Genomic DNA, 25,949 nt, shown 5'->3' with positions numbered 1-25,949 from the left:
CATATGGCATTTCGTCCGATGACACATTGCCCAATGACATTTCGCCCAATCGCCAAAGCCAAGCCTGCAGCACACGAGAGAGACGATGCGTGATCGCGCACAGCAGTGCGTCGATTTAAAAATGAACCGATATCACGTCAGATCTAAAGAGAAGCGGGGATGGAGATAACGAAGATGCCACGTATATTTACGAATGATCGATCGTACCTCTGGATTCTTATTGTCCTGAGCGTTGTTGCGCCGGCTTGCGCCGAGGATAGAGGGCCGGTTGGCGACGCGGGCCTCGTGGAGCGCCTGGCCAGTGAGCAGCCGTTCATCGATGAGAATAACGCGGCCATGTTCAAGATGATGTCGGAGATGGAGATCAAGCCGACAGGCGATGTTGATGCCGATTTTGCAGCGATGATGATCGCGCATCATCGCGGTGCGATCGCGATGGCGCTGGCGGAACTTCGATATGGCCGGAACGAGAAGCTGCGCAGGATCGCGCAGGAGATCGTTATCGAGCAACAACAGGAAATCATGGCCATGCAATTGGCGCTCGGCCAGCCGCTATCATTCTCCGCCGTACCGAGCGCGGTCGCCACTTCGTCATCGGTCCCGCGGGAGCATTCCGCCGCAAAGCACCATCATCGGAGGTCGTCCGAAATGTCGGACCCTGCAATGTCGTCTGCAGAAATGAAGGGGTTTACCAAATGATCCGCGCCGCACGCCTAGCAACCTGTCTTGCAATCTCCATGGCTCATGCGGCGACAGCCACAGCTGGCCAAGCACCGGGGGCTGCCTCTGATCCGGATATTCCGATCAGCAGCCGCGATCGCGTATACGCCGCAGAGCAGTTCTCGAATACCGTATCGGTTATCGATCCGATGGCGAACCGACTGCTCGGCGTGATCCGCCTCGGTGAGCCACAGCCGGTTAATTTCAGTCCGCTCTACAGAGGCCAGGTGCTCGTGCATGGCATGGGCTATGCCCCGGACGGACGAACTATCGCCGTCGTCTCGATCGGTTCAAATTCGGTGACGTTCATCGATACCGCGACTAACAAGGTCAAGCACACGACTTATCTGGGACGGTCGCCTCATGAAGCGTTCTACACGCCGGATGGTTCGGAGGTCTGGGTCACGGTGCGCGGCGAGGACTACGTCTCGGTAATCGACGCCAAGAGCTTCGCGGAAATCGCCCGCATCAAGACGCCGAATGGCCCTGGCATGCAGATCTTCTCGCCCGACGGCAAATACGCATACATCTGTTCGTCCTTTAATCCAGAGCTTGTCGTGGTGAGCGTGAAAGATCGCAGCATCGTCGCGACGGTGCAGCAGGAGAGCCCGTTCTGCCCGAACATCGCTGCGTCTCCGAATGGAGATCAGGTGTGGTTCACACTGAAGGACACGGGGCGCACACAGATATTCAATGCAAGGCCGCCTTTCGAGAGGATCACGACGATCGATACGGGCCCCATCACCAATCACGTCAATTTCGCCAGGACACCGCAAGGAACCTTCGCATATGTCTCCGTGGGAGGTCTCAACGCAGTGAAAGTGTACCGGACCGACAATTTCGAGCAGTTGGCGGTCATTCCGGTCGGCAATCTGCCACATGGTGTCTGGCCATCGGGCGACGGTCGCCGCATCTATGTGGGCCTTGAGAATGACGACGCGCTGGCAGCCATCGACACGGCCACCAACAAGGTCATTGCCCATGTGCCGGTTGGGCAGGCGCCGCAAGCGATCAACTATGTGCCGAATGCAGTACGGGAGGGGGCAGGGACGGAGAACCTCGTCCCCCCGGGCGCTGCAGGCCATGCGGTTCATCTCACGCTGTCCGTCAAAGGCGCGCAAGCTGGCGATCGGGCGCCGACGAACGTCGCGCTGTTCGATCAAGGGTTAGTCCAGATCTTTCAGGCGGCTGTGACCGGTTTGCAGCCGAAGAAGCCATATTTCATCGGTCTTGCCGAGCAGCCGGACGGGCACGGCTCCGTTCAGCCTCTCGCAGTCTTTACGACCAATCCGGCTGGATCTGCCATCGTGAATGCGTCAGGCCCAATCCGGCAGCTCGTGCAATCCGGTGACGACAAAACGAGACGATATCTCGTGATCGGCGAAGGCACCGCCGCGCAGCCCGGCACTATCGTGCAGCTGCAGGCGCGTTGAGAGCTCGCCGGGCAGAATCGAAGTAGATCGTCGGCGCATCAGCGAGTTCGCAGCAAGCTCATCCAACGATGACATGTCTGTGCAAGAGGAGCGCCGGCGATCGCGGCATAGTGTGAGCACCTGACCCGGTCCGAGGTCGAACCACGATGGTGGGTGCGCAATGGTCATAGCCGTTACGAGATCGTCAAGAGCGATAGCTGCTCGCCTGTTTGTTCTCGAGCTGAACGCGGGGTGCATCCACGCGATGAATGTGGATGGCTCCGAACGCAGAACCATCGTGACCGGATGCCGCTTTCCAGATGGTATCGCCGTCGATTTTGAAGCGGGGCATATCTACTGGACCAATATGGGCGTTCCCAACCTGAATGACGGATCTGTCGAGCGGGCCGATCTCGACGGCAAGAACCGCACAATCATCGTGGCAGACGGGGCGACGCACACGCCCAAGCAGATCATCCTGGATAAGAAGGGCGGTCGGCTCTACTGGTGCGATCGCGAAGGCATGCGGGTCATGCGCTGCAATCTCGATGGCTCAGGGCTGGAAACGCTTGTCGAAGCGGGTGATGTCGCGACGGACGGGCACGATCAGACCCGATGGTGCGTCGGCCTGGCCATCGATCACAAATGCGGGCGGATCTACTGGACCCAGAAAGGGCCCGATAATGCGGGGCTCGGCCGCATCTTCCGCGCCAATGTCGAAATTCCGGTCGGCGAGACTGCGGCCACGCGAACGGACATCGAGATCTTTTACGATAGCCTTCCAGAGCCGATCGATCTGGAGATCGATCACGGGCGACGGATTCTCTACTGGACGGACCGCGGCGATCCTCCGAGTGGAAACACGGTCAACCGCGCGTCCATCGACGACAAACCTGCCGAGCCTGAGATCGTATTGACGCATCTCATGGAGGCGATCGGGATCGCGCTCGATGTCGCGAATGATCGCATGTTCGTGACCGATTTCGCCGGCTCGGTTTATTCCGCGCGGCTCGATGGATCCGACGAGCGCAACTTTCTTTACGCGCAGGGCAATCTCACCGGCATCGCTTACGCCGACATCTAAACCAGGTATGGGAGAGAACTGAGATGGCCGATATCAAACCCATCCGTCGCATCGCTGTCGTCGGGACTGGCGTGATCGGTGCGAGCTGGAGCGCGCTATTTCTCGCCAAAGGCCTTGAGGTCGTCGCGACGGATATTGCACCGAATGCAGAATCGGCCCTGAGGGACTTTATCGATATGGCTTGGCCAGCGCTGGAGCGGCTGGGCCTGTCTCCTGGAGCCTCGCGAGCGCATCTCACCTTCAGTCCGCATCTTTCCGAGGCCATCGCCGGTGCGGATCTCGTTCAGGAGAACGGGCCGGAGCGGATCGAATTCAAGCAGAAGCTCTACGCTCAACTCGACGAGCTGTTGCCGCCAGATGTGATCATCGCCTCCAGTTCTTCCGGCCTCACCATGAGCGAGATCCAGAAGGGAACCGTGTCCCATCCGGAGCGATGTGTCATCGCCCATCCTTTCAACCCGCCGCATCTGATCCCGCTGACCGAGATCGTTGGTGGCGCGAAGACATCGGAAGCCACGATCCGGCGCGCGGAAGAGTTCTATACGTCGATCGGGCAACGGACGGTGCGGGTGAACAAGGAGCTGCCGGGACATGTGGCCAACCGCCTGCAGGCCGCGCTCGGCCGGGAGGTTTATTACCTCGTCGCCGAAGGCGTGGTGAGCGCCGCGGACGCCGATACCGCCCTAAGTTGGGGGCCAGGCCTGCGCTGGGGCGTCATGGGCAACATGATGCTCAACCATCTCGGTGGAGGCGCGGGCGGCATCGAGCACTTCTTCCAGCAATTCACCGGCCCGATGACGGCGTGGTGGAAGACTCTCGGCGCGCCGGTGCTGACGCCCGAAGTGCAAAAGAAGCTCATCGACAGTGTCCATGCGGAGACCGGAGCGCGCACGGTCGCGGAGCTGGAAGCAGAGCGCGACGCCATGCTCCTCGGTTTGATCGAGCTGCGCAGGAAAGCCATCCGTCCGCGTTGAGACCATCGTCGGCACTGATGAAATCGACCACCCCTTCATTCGTCATCTTTCAGGCTTGTGAGCCGCAGCGAGGAGAGACCGCAGATGCCCACCGCCAACACAGCAAGCAGGACCACAGCGCCAAAGCCTGCACCGGATGCAAGCAGCGATTTCTATCAGCTTGCCGACCTTCTGACCTCGGAGGAGAAGGCGCTCGTCCGGAAAGTGCGGACTTATATGGAGACCAAGGTCCAGCCGATCATCAACAAATACTGGTCGGACGACGCCTTCCCGTTCGAACTGCTGCCGTCCTTCAAGGAGCTCGGCCTCGGCGGGCTCGGCTTCGAGGGCTATGGCTGTGCTGGCGGGAGCCAGAAACTGTTCGGATTCGTGGCGATGGAGCTGGCGCGCACGGACGCATCTCTCTGTACGTTCTTCGGCGTACATAGTGGCCTGGCGATGGGATCGATCTATCTCGACGGCTCCGAAGAGCAAAAGCAGAAATGGCTCCCGGCGATGGCGCGCTGGGAGAAGGTCGGTTGCTTCGGCCTCACCGAGCCGCTGGTCGGCTCTGGAGCAAGCGGCGGTCTCACCACGACAGCGAAGCGCGATGGCGACAGCTGGATCCTGAATGGGCAGAAGAGGTGGATCGGCAACGCGCCGTGGTGCGATCTGTCGATCATCTGGGCTCGCGACCTGGATGACAATCAGGTCAAGGGGTTCATTGTCGAGAACAAGTCGTCGCCCGGCTTCAGCGTCGAGAAGATCGAGCGCAAGATGGCGCTCAAAGTGGTCCAGAATGGCCACATCACGTTGAAGGATGTGCGGGTGCCGGAAGCGAACCGCCTGCAGGGCGGAAATTCATTCCGCGATACGGCGCGCGTGCTTCGGATGACGCGCTATATGGTGGGGTGGGGCTCCACCGGAATCCAGATGGGAGCTTACGAAGCCGCGCTGACATACGCCCAGGAACGCATGCAGTTCGGCAGGCCCATCGCATCGTTCCAGCTGATCCAGGATCTGCTGGCCAAGATGCTGGGCAATCTCACCGCCTGCCAGTGCCTGATGCTGCGCCTGGCCCAGCTCGATGACGAAGGCAAGCTCGGTGACCATCACGCAGCTTTGGCAAAAGCGTTCTGCACCGCCAAGGCGCGCGAGACGGTGGCGTGGGGGCGCGAGGTGCTCGGCGGCAATGGCATCGTGGCCGATTACAATGTCGGCCGGTTCTTCGCCGACGCCGAGGCGCTCTATTCCTATGAGGGGACGTATCAGATGCAGAATCTGATCGTCGGCAAGGCCATCACCGGCTACGGCGCCTTCCTCTGACATGTGAGCGGCGCGGCGCGCAAGCGCTGCGGGCCGCCGATCAGGAGACATCACGATGGTTTCGGACACTGCATCGCTTTCCTCTTCGCTTGCCACGGCACCTGGTTCCAGGCCGAATATCCAATACGAGAAAAAAGGGCCGATCGTTTACGTCACGATCAATCGGCCGAAGGTACTCAACGCGCTCAATACGGCGACATGGATCGATCTTCATGCCGCATTCGAGGACGCCAAGGCGGATCAAACCGTGCGCGGCGTCATCCTCACCGGGGCCGGCGACAAGGCCTTCATTGCCGGCGCCGATATCGGTGAACTCGCAGATATCGATGCCTACGATGCCGAGGAGTCCAGCCGGTTCGGGCAGGATGTGCTGGACCTCATCGAAAATCTCGGCAAACCGGTGATCGCGGCGATCAACGGCTTCGCCCTTGGTGGCGGTTGCGAGACTGCGATGGCCTGCACGATCAGGATTGCGGCTGAGCATGCCAGATTGGGCCAACCAGAGGTTAAGCTCGGCCTGTTGCCCGGCGGTGGCGGCACGCAGCGCCTGCCGCGTCTTGTCGGCAAAGGGCGCGCTTTGCAGCTGATCCTCACGGGTGAGACGATTTCCGCGCAGGAAGCCTATCGCATCGGCCTGGTGAACGAGGTCGTTGCGGCGGACAGCCTGATCGCGCGTGCCGAGGCGGTGTTGCAGCAGATCATGGCCAACGCCCCGATCGCGGTGAAGTTTTCCCTGCAAGCCACCAACAGGGGCATGGGGACGAGCCAAAGCGAAGGTCTTGCCCTGGAAGCCTCGTATTTCGGAATTTGCGCTGCGACCGAAGACAAGCAGGAAGGCACCGCTGCCTTTTTGAGAAACGCGCGCCGCAGTTTCGCGGGCGCTGAACGCAACGCAACCTCCTGAAAGGGCAAGCATGGCCAAAGACAACATATTCTCCGGATTGAAGGTGGTAGATCTCGCAAGCTTCATCGCGGGTCCGAGTGCTGCTGTCATCCTGTCCGATTTCGGCGCAGACGTGATCAAGGTCGAGCCGCCCGGTGGCGAACTATGGCGGCACGCCAATCATTTTCCGCCGCAGCCGATTGCCGACGATGCCTATCCCTGGCATTTGGCCAATCGCAACAAGCGCGGCATGGCGCTCGATCTCAAATCGCCGGGCGCGCACCAAGTGCTCGAAAAGCTGGTCAAATGGGCCGACGTCCTCATCGTCAACACGCCCCATCCTGCGCGCAAGAAGCTGAAGATCGCTTATGACGATGTCTTGGAATGGAATCCCCGGTTGATCTATGCAGATTTGACAGGGTTCGGCGACAACGGACCTGATGCAGATCTTCCAGGTTTCGACATCACGTCATATTGGGCGCGTAGCGGATTGCTGTCGATGACCCGCGATGCAGGTGCGCCGCCGACCTGGCCGGTCGCAGGGAGCGGCGATAATGCCACTGCCGTTGGACTCTATTCGGCCATCGTCACCGCCCTCTATCGCCGGGAACGCACGGGGCAGGGGGCACATGTCACCACCTCGCTGCTCGCCGAAGGCGTGTGGTCCGCCAGCGTGTCGATTCAGGCCGCGCTTTGCGATGCAAAGTTCTTCGGCCTGCACGATCGCAAGCACCCAGCTAACGCAGCGATGAATGTCTACCGCGCCAAAGATGGCGTCTGGTTCGTTCTCATCATCACTCCGGACAAGCTGGAAGCGGTCGCCAGAGCGATCGGTCGCCCAGATATTCTCACTGATCCGCGCCTTTCCGATCCGGCACAGCTGACGGCCAACATGGCGGAGCTGACGGCGATGTTCGACCAGACATTTTGCGCGGAGCCGATGGCGCATTGGTACGAGGTCTTCAACGGTGTGCACGTCACCTTCGGCGCGGTGCGCGGGCCGCAGGAGGTCATCGATGACCCCCAGCTCAGGGCAAACAACATAATCGTTCCGCTCGAAGGCGCCGGCGGCAAGCTGACATCGACGATCTCGAGTCCGCTTCAGATTCACGGCGTCGCCAAAGTAGCGGCGAAGCGCGGACCGACGATCGGGGAGCACAATCACGAGATTCTCCGCCAGCTCGGATTTGGCGCCGCGGAGATCGAGAGCCTGCATGCCAGTGGTGCCGTTCCGAATGCGAAGGATCACGCAGCATAGACAAAGCGAGACTGCGGCGGTCGTGATGGCAAAACAGTCACGACCATCGGAGCGCGCATGATATCCGCTAGAGCTTCGCCGGCCGTTGAGACGACAGTCGCAAAAGCTCCGGCCGATGATTTCAAGCGGGTTTGGTACCAATTGAGCAGCCATCTTCAATCGCCTCGGTATCGGATCGCTCATGCTGAATGCACGCGCTGCTGCTGTTCGGGCGGAGGGCGGCAGATCGAATTCGGAGCGAACCTGGAGCCGGGAGATGAATGTCAAATCCATTGCTGGCCAGCTGGGCGACCGACGATCGCGACATGATCCCGATCTCGCGGCCCATCGGACGATCTCGGACTTTGTCGCTCTCACCAAGCCACGTGTGATGATGCTGGCGCTTTTCACGGCGCTTGTCGGCTTGAGTTGCGCGCCGGTTCGACCTGAACCCATCATGATCGTGTTCGCCGTTCTGGCGATTGCGGCCGGTGCAGGCGCCGCCGGCATGCTCAACATGTGGTACGACGCGGATATTGACGCGGTCATGAGCCGCACCGCGATGCGGCCGATTCCCCGCGGGAGGGTCTCCCGGTTCGAAGCGCTCGCCGGCGGCATCGTTCTGGCCTGTTGCTCCGTCGTCGGTCTCGCCATGGCGACGAATCTGACGGCAGCCGCGCTATTAGCAGGAGCGATCTTGTTTTACGTGGCCGTGTACACGGCGTGGCTGAAACGCTCCACACGGCACAATATCGTCATCGGCGGCGCAGCGGGGGCGCTGCCGCCCGTGATCGGATGGGCCGCGGCGACCGGTGACATCGGGCTGCAGCCGGTGGTGCTGTTCCTTGTCATCTTCGTCTGGACGCCGCCGCATTTCTGGGCGCTTGCCCTCAACCGGAGCGATGATTATGCGCGCGCGGGCGTGCCGATGCTGCCCGTGGTGGCAGGACGTTCGGTCACGACGCGGCAGATATTGATCTATAGCGTGCTGCTGGCTGCCATATCGGAGCTGCCCTGGGCATTGGGGTTTGCCGGTCCGATTTACGGCATCGCTGCTGCGATCGGCGGGACCGTCTTCTTCGCGCTTGCCTATTTGCTCGACAGAAGCATCGGGGCCGATCGCCGTCCGGCCCACCGGTTATTCGTATTCTCCATCGTCTATCTGTTCGCTCTGTTTTCGGCGCTCCTGATCGACCATGGCGCAAGTTCATTCCGGCAGATGCGGGCGTCGCATAACGACATCTGCGCGCCGGTGCATGTGGTGCGTCTGGCGCAGAGCGCGTGCTCCAAAAATCCAACGGAGGTCTGACATGCGATACGGTTTGCTGGCTTGCCTGCTGACCTCGGCGACGCTGCTCAGCGGCTGCACCGAAGGCGTGCTCGATCCGAAAGGACCGATCGCCATGGCCGAGCTGAAGATCCTGATCAACGCGCTCGGCATCATGCTGGCAATCGTAATCCCGGTGATCGTCGCCATTGTCAGTTTTGCGATCTGGTTTCGTGCAACGAATGAGCGCGCGCGCTATCGGCCGGACTTCATCTATTCCGGACGTCTCGAATTGCTGGTCTGGTCCATCCCCGCGATGACAGTGCTGCTGGTTGGCGGCGTCGCATGGATCGGCGCCCACGAACTCGATCCGCCCAAGGCGATCGACGCCGGGGTCAAGCCGGTCCATGTGCAGGTGGTCTCGCTCGACTGGAAATGGCTCTTCATCTATCCCGAGCAGGGGATCGCGAGCGTCAACAGGCTCGTCGTGCCTGTCGATGCGCCGATCCGCTTCGAGCTCACGTCATCGGGCGTCATGAACAGCTTCTTCGTGCCGCAGCTCGGAAGCCAGATCTACACCATGTCGGGCATGACGACCCATCTTTATCTCAAGGCGGACCAGGTCGGCAGCTATCCCGGATTCTCCGCCATGTTCAGCGGCGACGGATTTTCCGACATGCGTTTCAACGTCGATGCCGTCACGGATGATCGCTTTGCGCAATGGGTTCGGCAGGCCCGCGACACCGGCGCGGTCCTCGATCGGCAGAGCTACGCCGAGCTCGTGAAGCCGAGCATTGCGGTTACACCGCGTAGCTATCGTTCCGTTGCGTCCGATCTGTTCGGTAGCATCGTCGATGCTGCCATGGCGACGCAACAGGCAGGTCAGGACGTTTGTTTAACCTCGCAGAGGGCCGAGCGATGAATCTCCTTGGGAAGCTCGATTGGAATGCCATTCCGCTGCATCAGCCGATCATCATGGGGGCGACGGGATTTATGGTCCTGGTCGTGTTGGGTGTGTTCGGATTTGTGACGGCGAAGGGAGCCTGGCCCTATCTGTGGCGGGAGTGGCTCACATCGGTCGATCACAAGCGGATCGGCGCCATGTATTGCATCCTCGCGCTCGTGATGATGCTGCGCGGCTTCAGCGATGCGATCATGATCCGTGCGCAGCAGGCATTCGCAGCCGGCGGAGCCCAGGGCTATCTGGCGCCCGAGCATTTCAATCAGGTCTTCACGGCGCATGGCACGATCATGATCCTGTTCATGGCGATGCCGTTCGTGGTCGGGCTGATGAATTTCGCGGTGCCGCTGCAGCTAGGCATTCGCGACGTGGCCTTTCCCACGCTCAATTCAGTTAGCTTCTGGCTCACCGCATCCGGGGCGCTGCTGGTCAATATCTCGCTCGCGGTCGGCGAATTTTCAAAGGCGGGCTGGTGGGGATATCCGCCGCTCAGCGGATTGCAATATTCGCCGGGCGTCGGCGTCGATTATTATCTCTGGTCGCTGCAGATCTCGGGCATCGGCACGCTGCTGGCGGGCATTAATTTCGTCACGACTATCCTCAAAATGCGCGCACCGGGAATGAGCTATATGCGCATGCCGGTGTTCTGCTGGACCGCCCTGGCAGCCAATCTGCTCATCGTGGCAGCGTTTCCGGTCCTGACCGCAACGCTCGCGATGCTCGCGCTCGATCGCTATCTCGGCTTTCACTTCTTCACGCTCGAAGGCCAGGGCAATCAGATGCTGTATGCCAATCTGTTCTGGATATGGGGGCACCCCGAAGTCTACATCCTCATCCTGCCGGCATTCGGTGTTTATTCCGAGGTGATGGCGACCTTCTCCGGCAAGCCGCTGTTTGGTTATCGTTCGATGGTCGCCGCGACGATGGCCATCTGCGTGCTCTCCTTTCTTGTCTGGCTGCATCACTTCTTCACCATGGGCGCCAGCGCGAATGTCAACGGCTTCTTCGGCGTGGTGAGCATGATCATCGCCCTGCCGACGGGCGCTAAGATCTTCAACTGGTTGTTCACGATGTATGGCGGCCGCATCCGCTTCACCGTGCCGGTGATGTGGTCGCTCGGCTTCATGGTGACGTTCGTCATCGGCGGTCTCACCGGTGTGCTGCTGGCGGTGCCTCCGGTGGATTTCCAGCTGCACAACAGCGTCTTCCTGGTCGCGCATTTCCACAACGTCGCTATCGGTGGCGTCGTGTTCGGCGTGATGGCGGGATACAATTATTGGTTCCCGAAGGCGTTCGGCTTCAGACTCGACGAAGGCTGGGGCAAGGCGTCGTTCTGGTGCTGGTTCGTTGGCTTCTATGTGGCCTTCATGCCGCTCTATGTGCTCGGCCTGATGGGCATGACGCGCCGCCTGCAGCATTACGACAATCTGTCATGGCAACCCTGGCTGATTGCGGCAGCGCTCGGCACCGGCATCGTTCTGGTCGGCGTGGTGTGCCAGGTCGTGCAGCTGGTGGTGTCGATCCGCCGTCGCGCGAAGTTGCGGGACGTGACGGGTGACCCCTGGAACGGCCGCACGCTCGAATGGGCGACGCCCTCACCGTCGCCGGCGTGGAATTTCGCCATCCAGCCCGAGGTCGCCGGACTGGACGCGTTCTGGAGCAGCAAGAACTTGGTCGGGACGCCCGGAGAGCGGCTAGCGCAGACGCGGGCCTATGAGCCCATCGAAATGCCGAAGCACAGCGCGACGGGGGTCGTAATAGCCTTCTTCTCCGTCGTCATCGGCTTTGCACTGATCTGGCACATCTGGTGGTTGGCCTGTGTCGGCATGGTCGGTGCCTTCGTCACGCTGCTGGCCTTCGCGTTTCGCAGCGAAAACGACATCGAGGTGCCGGCCGCGGAGATCGCCCGGTTTGTGCAGGCTCACCAGACGGGAGTTTCAGCATGAATATAGCGGTTGCCGTCGATCAGATGCAGCAAGACGCGCTGCTCAATGCCAGCGAAGCGGGCCCAGCACCGAAGCGGATCGTAGTCGCCTATGGCTTCTGGATATTCCTGCTGAGCGACATCGTCATGTTCGCGTCGCTGTTCGTCGGCTACGCCGTACTCGTGCGTGCCACGGCTGGCGGGCCGGGGGGCGCACAACTGTTCAGCCAGGCCACGGTGGCGATCGAGACGGCTTGCCTCCTCCTGTCCAGCTACACTTGCGGGCTGATGCTGTTGGCGGTTAATGCGCGCCGCACGGCCGCGACCTATGCCACGGCGCTCGCCACCTTGCTGCTCGGTGCGGTCTTCCTTCAACTGGAAGTCCGCGAGTTCCAGACCATGATCGCGCTTGGCGCCGCGCCGCAGCGCAGCGCCTTTCTGTCGGCATTCTTCACGCTGGTCGGGTGCCATGGCCTGCATGTCGCGCTCGGGCTGGTCTGGCTGGTCGTGATGCTGGTGCAGGTGGCGGTGTTCGGATTCGCCGAGCGGGTGCAGCATCGCCTACTGTGCTTCTCGTTGTTCTGGCACACGCTTGATATCGTCTGGATCGGTGTGTTGACCATGGTTTATCTGATGGGAGTAAGCTCATGATCGAAGCCCGGCACGAACGCGCACCTGGCGATAGGCCAAGCCGCGAGATGAACGACGCGGCTCCATCCGAATTTCTCGTCTACACGATCGGCCTCGTTGTCGCGGCTCTTCTCACGGCGACCTCGTTCTGGGCGGCGAACACGACGGCGCTCTGGCCGGGCGGTGTCTTCCTCGGCCTATCGGTGCTCGCCATTGCCCAAATGGGCGTTCATCTGGTGTTTTTCCTGCATGTGACCAGCGGGCCGGAAAGCACCAACAATGTGCTCGCGCTGGCCTTTGGGGTGCTTATCGTTTTTGTAGTGATCACCGGCACAATTTGGATTGTGGCCGACATGAATGCGAACATGGTGATGCCCTCGAGCCTATCGGCGAGCATGTCGATGAAACATTGAAGAGGGCAAAGCGGAAGATCGGCGTAGGCAAGTGCGGTGTGGTCTCTCAGCAGGAACCGACCGAGACGTCGCCCTCTGCTTATGCGAGATCTAGGATTTACAATCGGGCCCGCGCTTTCGGAGATGTCGCTGGTCAAGCACTGTAGGCTTTACGCACAAGGATCCAGCATACACGGAAGTTAAGAACGCTATAATGAACGAAGTTCCGTACATCTACAGTCATGATGCGGCGCGAGACCTCTCACGTGGTACCGAGGCAATAGTGATGGAGACTGCCAATCAGTGACACGCCGTGAAAAGTGCATGCGTTACTGCATTTGGTTGCAGTCACTGTCAGCGCAGCGGCGGTGGGACCGCACAGGATGGCCCCGCCAGCATAAAAACTCTCAATCATGAAAACGGATTACTTGCTGCCCAAGTGAGGGCATCTAAACAGCTCCGGCGTTCCGTGCACGCCAAGCGTTGGAGGACGTCCGCGCGAGCTTGTTCCGTTGCACTGAATGTAGATCGACGAAGATGCGGCCAAGCCAGAAGTGTGGATGTGAGATAATGCCAAAGAATTGGCTTTGATTGCCATTAGCCAGCCGGCCAATTCGAAGCATATTTGGTGCGCTGACCGACGTGCTCTTTTTCGGCTTTCGGTCGGCATTTTGACTACTTAATTGTGGTCATCGTACCTCCCTCGACTTAAGCGAGATAGCCCAACTATCTCGCTTTTTTCGTTCAACGCACCTATTCGTCCTTTCGCGTCTGATCGACGATCGTATGGGATATCGGCCGACCGGCACCCATTCGGAAGCTCAGGGTGAATGTTCTGCCGCCTCAATCTGAGGTAACGTTGGCAGGCAGTTTCGGGCTTAGCCAAGGTGGCGGAAACTGTCACGCGGTGGGGTTAGGCCAATCCTCCAGGCAGAAGCGAAAGCTCGACTGAATACAATGCGGCGCGGTTGTTCGCCGGCTGGTCCCGGCCGCTTTTTCAGAACGAGAGACTTAGCGAACCTCGGGATGCAGCCGGTCCAACTTCTAGAAGAGGTCAAAAACACTGGGCCCGAGATCGACGATCTTTGTGGAAACAAGCTAAGCAGCTGCCTCGACACTGGTATACCAAGAGAGTTTGTGGCAATTCATTTCAATCTAGGGAATACAACTCAGCAAGCTTTCCGTGTCGCGACGGCCTTCATCGCTCGCTGATATTGAGGTGACCATGAAGGGCAGCACGAGGAGGCCGGTCGCATCCAGCCCAAAGCCAAAAGGCGTGACACGCGGTCGAGCGATCGATTTTGATAGATATATTCCGACAGTTGTCGCGCGCCTCATGACCAAGCTGCGCATCTCGGCGCAAGCATTTTTTGATCAGAAATATGGCATTACCCGTTTGGATTGGAGAATACTGTCGTTTCTAGATTCTGAGGGGGCGTCGAGTGCTTATGAGATTTGGACGATCGGCAATTTGGACAAAGCAGCTGTCAGCCGTGCGGTCAAATCTCTGGAAACGCGCGGTCTCGTCACAGTTAACGACGTGCCAAAGAGTGCCCGAAGGCGTACGGCGATATCTTTGACGCCAGCTGGCCGCAAACTCACCGATCAGATTTTCTCTGAGGTGATCAAACGGCACCGACGATTGCTTGGTGCATTGACGCTCGACGATATCGAGAAGTTTATACAGACCGCGCGATATCTCGAAGACCGCATCCCCGAGATGGACCAAGAAACGGCACGTCAGTCGTCGACGTTTGATCCGACTAAGCTGCCTCCATCCGCTTCACCGCCCACTAAGAAGTCAAGAAAGTAGCAATTTTCGTTCTGCTTTTTTCGGAGCTTGAACTTAGTCCGATATCCTCACAAAAACCGCGTTGCCCTCGACTTTGGTCAGGTAAGTGGCGATATCTTTTTCCGCGGGGCTGGTTAGCGCCTTCCCCGTTCGGATATCGAACCGCGCATTGTGAAGCGGACATTCGATCGCATCGCCCTCGATGAGCCCGTCCGAAAGCAGTGCATAGGCGTGGCTGCAAATGTTCGACGTCGCAAAAATGCATCCATCCAGCGAATAGAGAGCCAGTTTCGTGCCGGCGATCTCGCACGCAAACGGCTCTCCATCGACGACGTCATCCAGATCCGCAGCCTTCAACCAACCGTCTGACATTCCAATCTCCTCACAAGCTGTAAAAGTCGACGACTGTCGGAATGCGATCGTTCGCCAGAATGATTTTCTTCGATGCGATCGTAGGGCTTTCCCCCGACAGCGAGAACAGGAATTCGTAGTGGCCAAAGTGACAGTGCTCACGCGCCGTTCGCGGGTCGAACACATGCACCACGAAACTGGCGCTCACGAGAGCGGGGCTTTGCTTCTCATCCAGGAAGTGCACGTTCGAAATCACATGCACGGTGCGCGGCAACGGAAGCGCTGTAATCGATTTCCTCGACTGGATGCGCGAGATGCGCTCGGCAAGCTGCCCTCTGTTGGTATGATAGATGAGAGAGACCTGCCGATCCGGATCGTCAACAAGGTCGTATTCGTTCAACCAGCCCGGTGCCCAATAGACGGCGTCTTCTTCATACATCAGAAGCCATTCTTTCCAGCTTTTCTGATCCAGAAGACGGGCCTCTCTATAGATGGCTGCGCTGATGGATGACAAATCATGCGACATGCGCTCGCTCCTAGATCTTTTGGCCGGCATTTAAGAGGAGGCGATGCCACTCGCGATATCCCGCATGGAAATTGGTTTCGCCACCGAAGGTCGGTGCTCCGAACGCATACTCATCCGGCGTGATACCGACTTCATTCGCATGCGGCCCGTCATGGACCGGATCTGAGCCCAGACCTCGCAAATAGCCCAACGTGTTCCCGGCTTCGGCGACATAGCCCGTCTGGCAGTATTCGTACATCACGTTGTCATCGGATGTTGCGAGGCCGCTGGGATTGAAAAAGTCTTCGTACCCTCTGATGCGCATGCGCCGGGACTCCGCGCTCTCGCCGACGGGCGCAATGCAGTGTGAAGTCATTTCCGTCTTGTCGGGGGCGAGCGGTCGCCACGTCCGAAGCTGCGATGAGCTGATGTCGATGAGTTGGAGGCTCGGAAATATCGTCAGATTCCGCTGTCGAAGCATCCATTTGACGCGATCCCGGCCGAATTGCTCCGTGAGCCTGTTCAGATTTTCCTGATCGTTCGACAGGGGGCGGCCATATGCAGAGACTTGCTTGATCGACCAGTTCACCGCGTGGCCATGGGGGAAGCTGAAGCTGCCCTGTCCGACCCGCTCCGCCGAATCCTCGCGCGGAAGGTCGGCATTCGACGATACGGCGCGATTCTTCAGGATGTCGACGTATGAGCTGTGCGTCGAATTGAAATGATAGTAGTCGAGGCCGTTTTCGAATTGCAGCTTCCAGTTGGCGTCGAATGTGTAACTGGAGGCTCCCGGAACGAACTCCACTTGGCCGACGGGGCTTTGATCGACGATCAGGTCGATGAAATGTGCCGCCTGTCCCAGATACTCTTCAAGCGGTGGAACTGACGGGGACAGGCTCGCGAAGATCAGGCCGCGATATGATTCCAGTCGAGCGACCGGAATGAGATCGCGATTCTTGTCTCGGAAGCTTTCCGGATATTGGCCGTCGGCCTCTTCGGTCACTGCTGTATTGCGACCGTCGCTGTCGTAGGCCCAACCGTGATACCGACAAACGTGAAATTTCTGGCGTCCGTGCTTGAACGGGCAGACGATCGTGCCCCGGTGGCGGCAGGTATTGAGGAAACATCCGACGCTTCCGTCGCTTTTGCGCGTGAGGAGCACCGGCTGCGACCCGATATGGGTCGTCAGAAAGTCGTTCGCTCTCGGAATCTGGGTTTCGAGGCCGACGAAAGTCCAGAGCGCCTCGAAGATGTATTTCTGCTCCAGCGCGAAGATCTCCGGGTCCGTGAAAGCACGCCGTGCCACCTCGAAGATGCCGTCCTGCGGTCGGTCGATCAGCAATGATCCGATTGCGCTCTCGCTTGTCATGATTTCTGCTCCTGGGCGCTCTTGATCGCCTCTTTGAGATTGATTGCTCCATTCATGCAGTCTGCGTCGCGGATCGCAGCGCCCGCGGTGACGAGCTTCCTCGCCATCTGGAATTCACGTTTCCCATCAAGCATCGCGGCGCCGATAGCCCGATTCTCGCCATCGAGAAAGAGGTAGCCGGACTGACCAAGTGATCGCTTGGAGTTTGCATGCATGATGTTTCCGACGACCTGAAACATCAGTCCGTATTGAGTGGTCCATAGATAGGGCACGGTCCTGGCCGCAACATCCCCCTCCACGATCGATAGAGCCGCAGCCTCCGCAGAAGATTGGGCATGGGCCCAACTCTCTTCCCGGCGGCGGCTATGATGCCGTGCAACGTCGCCGATTGCGTAGATCATGTGGTCAGTGATCGATCGATACTGATCATCGACGAGTATGCCGTCGTCGCAGGCAATCCCGCTCTCGCGCGCCAACTGATCGTTGAGGACCATGCCGACGCCGATCACGACGAAGCGTGCTGCTATGGTTTCGCCGTCATCAAGGTCGAGGACGACGCCATCATTGCCTAGATCGCGCAAGCCAACGATCTTCGTCGACTTTCGAATGGAAACGCCGTGGTCGTGATGCAGCCGTTCGAGGAGCGACGAGCATTCCTGGGGAAGCACGCGAGACAGAATGGTGCTTGCCGCCTCCATCACGACGACGTCGAGGCCAGCTTTCCGAAGACTCGAAGCGATCTCCAGCCCGACAACGCCGGCGCCAACAACAACAACAGGACCGCCCCCGGCCATCATGTGCGCGAGGCGTCGGCTGTCTTCAGCCGTTCTGACGTAGCAGACGCGGTCGTGCGACATCTCCTTCAAGCGCCGGGCTTCGCCGCCAGTGGCCAGGACGAGCCGATCATACGGCTCATCGACGCCGCTCTCGGTTCGAAGGGTCTGCGCAGTCCTGTCGATACGCGTAATCCTGGTATCGATACGGACATCGATGCCCTCAGCACGCCAGCGTTCGTGGTCAGCCAGATATGTGAGTTCCGACGCCTCGCCGGTGAGATATTCCTTAGACAAAGAGGGGCGTTCATACGGCAATGTCGCTTCGGCGCCGTACAGCGTAATCCGGCCTCCGAAACCACGCTTCCGCAGCGCGAGTGCGCAGACCCCTCCGGCTTGACCGGCTCCCACGATTGATACGCTGGCGTCCATTTCTACCTCAAACAACCCGGCGCCCCTGTTTTACGCTCGGCGACAATGGTTGTCAAAACACCTATTAGGGCAAGAGGGAGCCGGGCCTAAAGCATCGGCGATCGGGCACTATCCGCCGCACCTTTCTCAATTGATGCGGATGTTGGCGCTGCCTGCGATGTCCCGCCACTTCTTGATTTCCCTGTCGATGAAGTCATCGAACTCCGCAGGTGACGAGCCAATGGGTTGCATTCCGAAAGATGCGGCCTTGGCGGCGAATTCCGGTGACTTCACGAATGCAGAAACATCGCGTGAAAGCGCCTTCACCATCTGATCCGGCGTTTTCGATGGAACGACCAGCCCGAACATCGAATTTGCTTCATAGCCGGGATAGGTCTCCGCGATCCGCTTGTATTGCGGCGCATTCGGGATCGGCGTGGCATTCGTCACGCCAATGACCTTCAAAGTTTTATCCTGGACGTGCTGCTGGACCGAATGCCAGACATCGAACATCAACGGGACGCGTTGTGCCAGAACATCCGTCAGGGCATTCGCGCTGCCGTTATAGGGCACATGCAACATCTTGATCTCTGCCACCTTCTGCAGGAGTTCAGCGGCCATGTGAGTCGCGGTTGCGGGGCCGGGCGTTGCATAAGCAAGCGGCTGGCTGGCCTGCTTTGCCAATCTCACCAGGCCGGGAATGTCATCTGCCTCGAACGCTGGATTGGCCACCACGACCATGTGAGCTTCGGCCAGCTGCGTAATGCCTCTCAGGTCGCGCTGGGCATCGAACGGCATCTTGTCCCTGACAGCGGGGTTGATGACGTGCGCAGTAATAACCACGCCGACAACGTGCCCATCGGGCGTGGATTTGGCGACTGCATCCGTTCCGATCATCGTGCCTGCGCCGGGTTTGTTGTCCACGATGACGGGAACGGACCATTTCACCGACATCGCTTCCCCGATAACCCGCGCGATGACATCGGTCGGCCCTCCCGGCGTGAACGGAACGACGAGGCGAACAGCACGCGACGGGAATGACTCTTGAGCCACGGCCTTTTTGCCGCTCATCGCGAGCATTGCCCCACCTGACAAGACGAACTGTCTGCGATCCATGATTTTCCTCCAGTACCCGCTCATTTGAATGGCGTAGTTGTCAAGACATTAGTTGTTAAATCTCCTATCGCCAATAGACAAATGTCAAAAATTCCGTGCTTCGCTGCGCTGCAAAATACTTGCCGTCGCTGGGCGCTTCTGGTCGCTGGTATTGAAAATGTGGCTGATGGCGGGACGGGCGGGCTGACCTATGAGGAGGCCGACTGGCTCACAGTCAACGAGAAGCCAAGCGGGGTTCTGCGCCGGCGATCGTCGATACCGTCTCGAATGGGCTCCGATTCAAGTCAGAATCAAGCGGAGTGCCACTATCTATTGGTTTGGTTCAGCCACGCGAATGTTATCGCTGGATTGGCCGCGAACGAGGCGGTCGGACATCATTTCCGATATCCGACAGCGTTGGTCGCTCTCAGGTGAGCACCACGACTTTTCCAAGTATCGTTCGCTCGCTGAATAGCTGCAGAGCTTCTGCACCATCCTGCAAAGGATATGTCACGGTGACTGGTGGGCGAATCTCATCGCGCTCATACATCTGCAACAGCGTGTCCCGGTTTGCTGCATTCGCGCCGGGCTCTTCCATCGAGAACGTTCGCCAATTCACACCGAGAATTTCGGACGATTTCAGGAGTGGAAGATTAAGCGGGATGCTGGGAATCCCGGCCGTGAAACCGAGGACCAGATAGCGCGACTTCTCGCCCGAGGATCGCAGCGCTATCTCAGCCAATGGTCCACCGACAGGATCGAAGACGATGTCCGCTCCCTTTGGCCCTAGCAACCGCTTCACATCCTTCGTCAACGTCTTGAGATCGGTGCTTGCCAGGTCCGAGGGATAGATCAATCCGTCATCCGCACCGTTCTCGGTCGCGAAGGAAAGCTTTTCCTGAGACGATGTCATTGCGAAAACGCGAGCGCCTTTCGCCTTGGCAATCTGTATTGCAGCAATGCCCAATCCTCCGGATGCGCCGAGGACGAGAACCTGATCGCCTGCCTGGATTCTGCCCCGGTCAATGAGCGCGTGATACGAGGTCTCATAGGCGAACTGGAAGGCCGCCGCATGTTCCATAGACATGCTGTCGGGGATCTTCGCGCATCGGCTCGCATCGATCGCGATCAGCTCCCCCAATCCTCCGGTCCCGCAGCGCGCCATCACCCGATCACCGGGTCTGAATTCGCCGGCAGAAGTGCCAACGTCAACGACCACGCCACCGACTTCCGCGCCGGGGATGAAGGGCCGGGGCGCTTTCACCTGATACAGGTCTTGGATGAGCAAAAGATCCGGAAAATTCAGCCCACACGCTTTTACCGCAATCAAGAGCTGGTGATCCAAAGCGCTCGGGTCGGGCATGGCGCAGTATTCTAGTGTCTCGGGCCCACCTGCTTCTTTGCTGACGAGAGCTTTCATGTCGCTTTGATCCATTGTCCTCTTGGAGGCATAGTCGTCGAACCCAGTTTAATGAGTATGGCCAAACACATCAAAGCGCTTGGCGCTTTGTTTCGTCGTTGCATCACCATAGGTCCATGGTGTCTATGCGTTGGTCGAAAAACCCGATCGCATTCCGCATTACGGGAGCAGAGCCGTTGATGAACCTTTGAGGATCGCGATGCTGCCGACTTCCTCAGCGCGCGAAAAGGTCATGTGAACTGGCGGTCGCGGTCATTGTGACGGACAGTCGCGCTGGTCAGTCTCGATCGTTGGCGGAGGCCGTGGATGACAATGGTCTAGACGGCGGCTCCCAGCCCATTCGGCATTGAAGCGGCGAGCGGGCTATCAGCCAAAATTCAAGGTGAGGATTCAAGATGGCGACGATCGTTCTCGTTCACGGCGCATGGCACGGCAAATGGTGCTGGCAACCCCTGATTCCCTTGCTCGAATCGCGCGGCCACAAGGTCGTCGCGGTTGATCTGCTCGGAATGGGCGACGATCCAACGCCGATAAAGGACGTGTCTCTCGGGCGGTGGACGGATCAGATCGTCGATGTGGTCAAAGTGCAGAGCGAACCAGTGGTTCTTCTTGGCCATAGCCGAGGTGGGATCGTGATCAGCGAAGTCGCTGAGCGTGTGCCTGACTCGGTCGCGAAGCTTGTCTATCTCGCTGCGTTTCTTCTGCCTTCGGGCGAAACGCTGGGTGGCTTCGTCGCCCGCGTTTCCGGCGGTGCGAAAGCGCCGTATGTGATTCCTGGCGCCGATGGAAAGACCTCCACCGTTTCGGCTGATGCGGTTCAGCAGGTGTTCTACAATACCGCGCCCGCAGAACTCGTTCGCGTGGCTGAAGCGAAGATGGGGGCGGAGCCCATGGCCGTATTCGCAACGCCGCTGTCTTCGACAGCGGAGCGGTTCGGGCGCGTTCCCCGGGCCTATATCGAAACCAAGCAAGATCGTGCGGTGCCTCTGGCTTTGCAGAAGGCAATGCATTCGGCGCTTGCCTGCTCTCCGATCGTGACCCTGGATACGGACCACTGTCCGTTCTTTTCGGCGCCAGATCACCTCGCTGCAGCGATCGACAAGATCGCAACTGAGGAGATCAATGATGTTTCGGCAGCCACGTCACATCAGGGACGGTGAGATGATGGCGCGGATGCTTGAAAATATCCGAATCATCGATCTGACGACGATTGTTTTCGGTCCCTACGCGACCGAAACGCTGGCGGATCTCGGCGCCGACGTGATCAAGATTGAAGCGCCGAGCGGAGACATGTTTAGGAACTCTGGCGCTTCGGTCAAGACAGGTGGCATGGGCGCGTGCCACATGACTTTGAACCGTGGCAAGAAGTCGCTTACCCTCGATCTGAAAACGGAGCGCGACAAGGAGAAGCTACGGGAGCTTTTGCGAACCGCGGATGTTTTCATTCACAATGTCCGAAAGCGCGCGATCGATCGTCTCGGTTTCGGTTACGACGCTGTCAAAGCGATCAACAAGGACATCATCTACACCCATTGTGTTGGTTTCGGATCGGGCGGTCGCTACCGTGATCTCCCTGCCTATGACGATGTCATCCAGGCCGCCACGGGGACGGCAACGCTGCTGTCGCGGGTCGATGGCCAGGCTCGGCCGCGCTACTTGCCGTCGCTTATTGCCGACAAGGTCGCCGGACTTCACGGCACCTACAGCGTGCTTGCGGCGCTTGTCCACAAATTGCGGACAGGTGAGGGGCAGTTCGTCGAGGTCCCCATGTTCGAATCGTTTGCGCATTTCATGCTGCAGGAACACCTGTTTGGCGCGACGTTTAAGCCGCAAGCCTATCAGATGGGGTATACACGGCAGCTGGATCCCGAGAGGCAGCCGTTTCCGACCGCGGATGGCCATATCAGCATCGTTCTTTACACTGACGCGATCACTGAAAAGCTGCTGGTTCTGTTCGCCGATGACCGGCTCACCAACGACGTCCGATTTGCGACCAAGCCTGATCGCATGAAGAATGCGACCGCGCTCTATGCGGAGATTGCGCACCGTACGCCAGCGAAAACCACAGCGGAATGGACCCAGCTATTTGAGGTCGCCGGGATACCATCCATGCCGATGCATGATCTCGAAGATGTTCTCGACGATCCGCATCTCGATGACGTGAATTTCTTCGCGATTGCCCAGCATCCGACAGAAGGACGTTACGTCTCCATGAAGGCGCCGGTGTCATTTTCGGCGAGACCTTGCACGCAGCTCGATCCTGCCCCGCTGCTTGGTGAGCACGACAGCCACTTGGAAGCGCTGCTGAAACGCTCATAAGACTGGCTTAGCGGCGCGCGTTACATAGAATGACGGTAGCGCATGACGGATCGATCCGGCATTCGAGAAACGATAAAAACCAGGCACATGGGGGACGCGATGACTGTTTCATCCGACGAATCTTACATACGACGCGCGCTCCCCCGGCCAGACTGGAACCCTCCTTATCCCGCGCATGCATCGAAGTTCGGGAGCGATGTCCATCAGCCGGTCATCTCCTACTTCGGGTTACAGGGCGGCCAAGAGCACGATATCGATGCGGCGATCGCCCATCTTCGGGCTTTTCTCAAACAATCCGCCGTGCCGGATTTCGTCGATCACTCGTTCTACATTGATCAGCGCGGTGTGCGAAACGAGGTGCTTACTGCGTACTGGCTCAGCTCACATCGATACGAGCAATGGCTGGCGAAGAGCGAATATGAGCAATGGCTGAAGAGCGATGATCGTTTGATTGCTGACATCGGCGTATGGCATGAGACGATCCGTGTTCCGGTCGAGCGACTGGAAACAATTTCAGGAAAGAAACAGGAATTCGGCATTGCCCGGGCTGCGAACAACAAGGGCACCGAGGTGCGCGAGCACGCCTATTGGGGAGCCATGCGGCACCGGCTTGAAGTGTCGGCGTCGGATTGTCTCGAGAGCCCCGTGAAGCAACTCGTTGATGGAAAGCCCGACACAATGGGGCGCATGATCAGGATCAAGCCTCCCGTCAACACCGCGATCATCAAGTCTGGTCAGGACTGGACCGAATGCACCGGCGCCGAACTTGACACCTATCGTGGTGAAGTTCATCCGCGCTTGGTCGAGGGGATGAACTTTCTGCGCGATAATCCTGTCGAGACCGGCTGTTTTTCGTGCCGCTTCATGACCGAGCGCGGAGCGGACAGTAGCGCTCGTCTCGCAACCTTCGGCTTCGCGATCTTCAAATCACTTGAGGACCTGGAGGCCTGGTCGAAGACGCATCCCACCCATCTGGCGATCTTCAACAGCTTTCACGGCATGGTCAAAAAGCACCCGGAAGGGCGAAACCTCAAGCTGTGGCATGAAGTCGTCGTCCTGGACGGCGACAATCCCGACTTCGTATACGTCAATTGCCATCCGGAAACGGGCCTGCTGAGATGGTTCGATGAGGCCAAATCGTAGTCCCGCGGTGCTTGAGATCGAAGACGATCTCAAGCACCGCGGCTGCACCGGCATGTGATCCAACCCGTGAACCGCAAGCGCGCTGCTTGCTTCCGCGTTGCGGGACCGCGGGTTAGTACGGCAGGCCTACGTAGTTTTCGGCAAGCACCGCCTGGCCTTTTTCTGAACCGACGATGTAGTCCAGTTCGGCGGTCTGCAAGCGGGTTTCGAACGGCTCCGTGCCAGGAAAGCGATGCAGGATTGACGTCATCCACCAAGAGAATCTGACGGCTTTCCAGACCCGTGAGAGCGCCTTTACCGAATAGGCATTCAGGCCGGCCTGGGAATTTTCCTCGTAGAACTCGGCCAAAGCGGTCGCAAGATAGAAAACATCGGAAGCTGCAAGATTTAGCCCCTTGGCGCCGGTCGGCGGCACGATGTGCGCGGCGTCCCCGGCAAGAAACAGGCGACCGAACCGCATCGGTTCGGCGACAAACGAGCGCAGAGGTGCAATGCTTTTTTCCAGGGATTTCCCGGTCACGAGGTTGTCCGCAGCTTCTTCATCAAGCCGCGTTCGCAACTCATCCAGAAGCGCTCATCCGACCAGTTCTCGACATGCTCGTCGAGCCCAACCTGCAGGTAGTAGCGGCTTCTGGTAGGGGAGCGCATGGAACAGAGGGAAAAGCCGCGCGGATGATTTACATAGATCAGCTCCGGCGACACCGGTGGAGCATCGGTGAGCAGGCCGAGCCAGCCGAATGGGTAGGTTTTCTCGTAAATACTGAGTGCAGATGACGGAATGCTTGCGCGAGACACGCCGTGAAAGCCGTCGCAGCCTGCAATAAAGTCGCATGTGATCTCATGAGACGCGCCGTCTTTCGAATAGCGCACGGTGGGGCGGTCGCCGTCGAAGCCATGCAACGTCACGTTCTCGGCTTCGTATACGCTGACTTGCCCTGACGACGCACGTGCCAGCATCAGATCATGGGTGACTTCGGTTTGCCCATAGATCGTGACGGATCGCCCTGTGCTCTTGCTCAAGTCGAGGCGATGGCGCTGGCCGAGGAAGAGCAGCTCAATCCCGGTATGCTCTAGCCCTTCGGCTTGGAGTCTTTCAGCGACACCAAGCTCCTCAAGTTGCGCCACAGTGCCGGATTCGAGAACACCAGCCCGGATCCGGGCCAAAACATAGTCCTGATCCTTGCGTTCAAGGATGACGTTATCAATTCCTCGAGCATGCAAAGACTGGCCCAGCAGAAGCCCTGCCGGGCCCGAGCCGATAATGACAACCTGCGTGCGCACTGCATCTCCTTAGTGGTCGAGCATAAGCGGGTGATCCAAATTCGCTTAGCCCGTTCGTGCAGCAAGTATCGGCGTTGAAGCTCTGTCGTTGAATGGCCGGACTGGTCAAACGAATTGGCGGGATACACCGTTCCGCGTGCATGCAAGGCGACCGGCTCAACAAGGCGAGGGACATCACCGCTGCAGAGCAAAAGCGCGGAGCGAGCGTGTGTGGTTACGCTCGCCGAAAGAGAAGGTCGACCTACGTCTCAGATCAGGGTTGTGCTCTTGGCGTGGGATTGTGAGTACACAATTCCGTTGCAGGATCGATCAGCGCCCAGGGTTGCGCCGAAGCCGTCCATGCGGTCACGTCGACTTTGAGATGGCTTGCGTCATCGATCGTGCCGACCTTGACGAGCTTCACAGCGGGCGCCATCTGCAGATGTTCAAAGATGGGCGTCCCGCATTCCGAACAGAATTGACGGGTGACGGAGTTGCCGGAGTCCGCTGTGCTCGTGAAGGACCGCAATTTCTCACGGCCTCTCTCGATGACGAGGGAATCCTCGGCCACGACCACAACATGTGCGGGGGCGCCGCCGGACGAATATTGGCAATCGCGGCAATGGCACACAACGAAGCGGAGAGGCGGCGCAGACACATACCTTATTGCGTCGCACAAGCAGCCGCCGGCCAGGGGAGGATTGCTCATATTTGTCCTCGAC

At 59.0% G+C, this 25,949-nt stretch carries 23 protein-coding genes and 1 pseudogene; 16 read left to right on the top strand and 8 right to left on the bottom strand.

Annotation, left to right across the window (positions count from 1 at the left end; all coding sequences use genetic code 11):
* Positions 1-159: 159 nt before the first annotated feature.
* The 13 genes from RPMA_RS26580 to RPMA_RS26520 all read left to right on the top strand — a co-directional run bounded on the left by RPMA_RS26580 (position 160) and on the right by RPMA_RS26520 (position 14,602).
* A complete protein-coding gene (locus RPMA_RS26580; protein WP_249225444.1) occupies positions 160-699 on the top strand; it encodes a DUF305 domain-containing protein in 540 nt (179 codons plus the stop codon).
* Positions 696-2,153, top strand: coding sequence for a YncE family protein (locus tag RPMA_RS26575; RefSeq protein WP_211910697.1), 1,458 nt, complete (start codon positions 696-698; stop codon positions 2,151-2,153). Before RPMA_RS26580 ends, RPMA_RS26575 begins: the two co-directional genes overlap by 4 nt.
* Positions 2,154-2,430: 277 nt before the next feature.
* A complete protein-coding gene (locus RPMA_RS26570) occupies positions 2,431-3,216 on the top strand; it encodes a 3-hydroxyacyl-CoA dehydrogenase (protein WP_328516540.1) in 786 nt (261 codons plus the stop codon).
* Between the two features lie 23 nt (positions 3,217-3,239).
* Positions 3,240-4,190: a 3-hydroxyacyl-CoA dehydrogenase NAD-binding domain-containing protein gene (locus RPMA_RS26565; protein ID WP_211910695.1), complete on the top strand. Its 951-nt coding sequence runs from the start codon at positions 3,240-3,242 to the stop codon at positions 4,188-4,190.
* Positions 4,191-4,274: 84 nt separating this feature from the next.
* Positions 4,275-5,495 carry an acyl-CoA dehydrogenase family protein gene (locus RPMA_RS26560; protein ID WP_211910694.1) on the top strand — a complete coding sequence of 407 codons (1,221 nt, stop codon included), beginning with the start codon at positions 4,275-4,277 and terminating at the stop codon, positions 5,493-5,495.
* 55 nt (positions 5,496-5,550) lie between these two features.
* The gene (locus RPMA_RS26555; protein ID WP_211910693.1) at positions 5,551-6,399 is read left to right on the top strand and encodes an enoyl-CoA hydratase-related protein; all 849 of its coding nucleotides are present in this window, start codon (positions 5,551-5,553) and stop codon (positions 6,397-6,399) included.
* Between the two features lie 10 nt (positions 6,400-6,409).
* On the top strand, positions 6,410-7,636 hold the full coding sequence (locus RPMA_RS26550) for a CaiB/BaiF CoA transferase family protein (protein ID WP_211910692.1): 1,227 nt from the start codon (positions 6,410-6,412) through the stop codon (positions 7,634-7,636).
* 256 nt (positions 7,637-7,892) lie between these two features.
* Positions 7,893-8,924 (top strand): heme o synthase, encoded by a 1,032-nt coding sequence (locus RPMA_RS26545; protein WP_211910691.1) that lies wholly within the window; start codon positions 7,893-7,895, stop codon positions 8,922-8,924.
* A gap of 1 nt (position 8,925) precedes the next feature.
* Positions 8,926-9,804 carry a ubiquinol oxidase subunit II gene (gene cyoA / locus RPMA_RS26540; protein WP_211910690.1) on the top strand — a complete coding sequence of 293 codons (879 nt, stop codon included), beginning with the start codon at positions 8,926-8,928 and terminating at the stop codon, positions 9,802-9,804.
* On the top strand, positions 9,801-11,789 hold the full coding sequence (gene cyoB / locus RPMA_RS26535; RefSeq protein ID WP_211910689.1) for a cytochrome o ubiquinol oxidase subunit I: 1,989 nt from the start codon (positions 9,801-9,803) through the stop codon (positions 11,787-11,789). The genes cyoA and cyoB overlap by 4 nt, the downstream gene beginning before the upstream one ends.
* Positions 11,786-12,418 (top strand): cytochrome c oxidase subunit 3, encoded by a 633-nt coding sequence (locus RPMA_RS26530; protein WP_211910688.1) that lies wholly within the window; start codon positions 11,786-11,788, stop codon positions 12,416-12,418. The genes cyoB and RPMA_RS26530 overlap by 4 nt, the downstream gene beginning before the upstream one ends.
* Positions 12,415-12,810 carry a cytochrome o ubiquinol oxidase subunit IV gene (gene cyoD / locus RPMA_RS26525; protein ID WP_211910687.1) on the top strand — a complete coding sequence of 132 codons (396 nt, stop codon included), beginning with the start codon at positions 12,415-12,417 and terminating at the stop codon, positions 12,808-12,810. The genes RPMA_RS26530 and cyoD overlap by 4 nt, the downstream gene beginning before the upstream one ends.
* A gap of 1,204 nt (positions 12,811-14,014) precedes the next feature.
* The gene (locus RPMA_RS26520) at positions 14,015-14,602 is read left to right on the top strand and encodes a MarR family winged helix-turn-helix transcriptional regulator (RefSeq protein ID WP_211910686.1); all 588 of its coding nucleotides are present in this window, start codon (positions 14,015-14,017) and stop codon (positions 14,600-14,602) included.
* Positions 14,603-14,635: 33 nt separating this feature from the next.
* Here RPMA_RS26520 and RPMA_RS26515 read toward each other — a convergent pair whose 3' ends face one another.
* The 6 genes from RPMA_RS26515 to RPMA_RS26490 form a co-directional block, all read right to left on the bottom strand.
* Positions 14,636-14,953, bottom strand: a complete 318-nt coding sequence (locus RPMA_RS26515; protein ID WP_211910685.1) for a non-heme iron oxygenase ferredoxin subunit — start codon at positions 14,951-14,953, stop codon at positions 14,636-14,638.
* A 10-nt stretch (positions 14,954-14,963) separates the two neighbouring features.
* A complete protein-coding gene (locus tag RPMA_RS26510) occupies positions 14,964-15,458 on the bottom strand; it encodes an aromatic-ring-hydroxylating dioxygenase subunit beta (RefSeq protein ID WP_211910684.1) in 495 nt (164 codons plus the stop codon).
* A gap of 10 nt (positions 15,459-15,468) precedes the next feature.
* A complete protein-coding gene (locus RPMA_RS26505) occupies positions 15,469-16,806 on the bottom strand; it encodes an aromatic ring-hydroxylating oxygenase subunit alpha (RefSeq protein ID WP_211910683.1) in 1,338 nt (445 codons plus the stop codon).
* Positions 16,803-18,011: an NAD(P)/FAD-dependent oxidoreductase gene (locus RPMA_RS26500; RefSeq protein ID WP_211910682.1), complete on the bottom strand. Its 1,209-nt coding sequence runs from the start codon at positions 18,009-18,011 to the stop codon at positions 16,803-16,805. Before RPMA_RS26500 ends, RPMA_RS26505 begins: the two co-directional genes overlap by 4 nt.
* Before the next feature lie 126 nt (positions 18,012-18,137).
* The gene (locus RPMA_RS26495) at positions 18,138-19,130 is read right to left on the bottom strand and encodes a tripartite tricarboxylate transporter substrate binding protein (RefSeq protein ID WP_211910681.1); all 993 of its coding nucleotides are present in this window, start codon (positions 19,128-19,130) and stop codon (positions 18,138-18,140) included.
* A 382-nt stretch (positions 19,131-19,512) separates the two neighbouring features.
* The gene (locus RPMA_RS26490) at positions 19,513-20,505 is read right to left on the bottom strand and encodes an NADPH:quinone oxidoreductase family protein (protein WP_211910680.1); all 993 of its coding nucleotides are present in this window, start codon (positions 20,503-20,505) and stop codon (positions 19,513-19,515) included.
* Positions 20,506-20,900: 395 nt separating this feature from the next.
* Here RPMA_RS26490 and RPMA_RS26485 point away from each other — a divergent pair, with 395 nt between their 5' ends.
* From RPMA_RS26485 to RPMA_RS26475, 3 genes are read left to right on the top strand one after another with little or no spacing between them, the layout of a single operon-like run.
* Positions 20,901-21,665, top strand: a complete 765-nt coding sequence (locus tag RPMA_RS26485) for an alpha/beta fold hydrolase (protein ID WP_211910679.1) — start codon at positions 20,901-20,903, stop codon at positions 21,663-21,665.
* Positions 21,628-22,824 (top strand): CaiB/BaiF CoA transferase family protein, encoded by a 1,197-nt coding sequence (locus RPMA_RS26480; protein ID WP_211910678.1) that lies wholly within the window; start codon positions 21,628-21,630, stop codon positions 22,822-22,824. The genes RPMA_RS26485 and RPMA_RS26480 overlap by 38 nt, the downstream gene beginning before the upstream one ends.
* A 42-nt stretch (positions 22,825-22,866) precedes the next feature.
* Positions 22,867-23,967, top strand: a complete 1,101-nt coding sequence (locus RPMA_RS26475; RefSeq protein ID WP_211910677.1) for a phenylacetaldoxime dehydratase family protein — start codon at positions 22,867-22,869, stop codon at positions 23,965-23,967.
* A 112-nt stretch (positions 23,968-24,079) separates the two neighbouring features.
* Here RPMA_RS26475 and pobA read toward each other — a convergent pair.
* Both pobA and RPMA_RS26465 read right to left on the bottom strand, forming a co-directional pair.
* Positions 24,080-25,248 (bottom strand): annotated as a pseudogene (gene pobA / locus RPMA_RS26470) (4-hydroxybenzoate 3-monooxygenase).
* Between the two features lie 253 nt (positions 25,249-25,501).
* Positions 25,502-25,936: a GFA family protein gene (locus RPMA_RS26465; RefSeq protein WP_211910676.1), complete on the bottom strand. Its 435-nt coding sequence runs from the start codon at positions 25,934-25,936 to the stop codon at positions 25,502-25,504.
* Positions 25,937-25,949: the final 13 nt, after the last annotated feature.

Origin of the sequence: Tardiphaga alba, assembly GCF_018279705.1 — a bacterium.
GTDB classification, from domain to species: domain Bacteria; phylum Pseudomonadota; class Alphaproteobacteria; order Rhizobiales; family Xanthobacteraceae; genus Tardiphaga; species Tardiphaga alba.
Note: the sequence above shows the minus strand (reverse complement) of the source record. Positions and strands in the feature narration are given on the sequence as shown.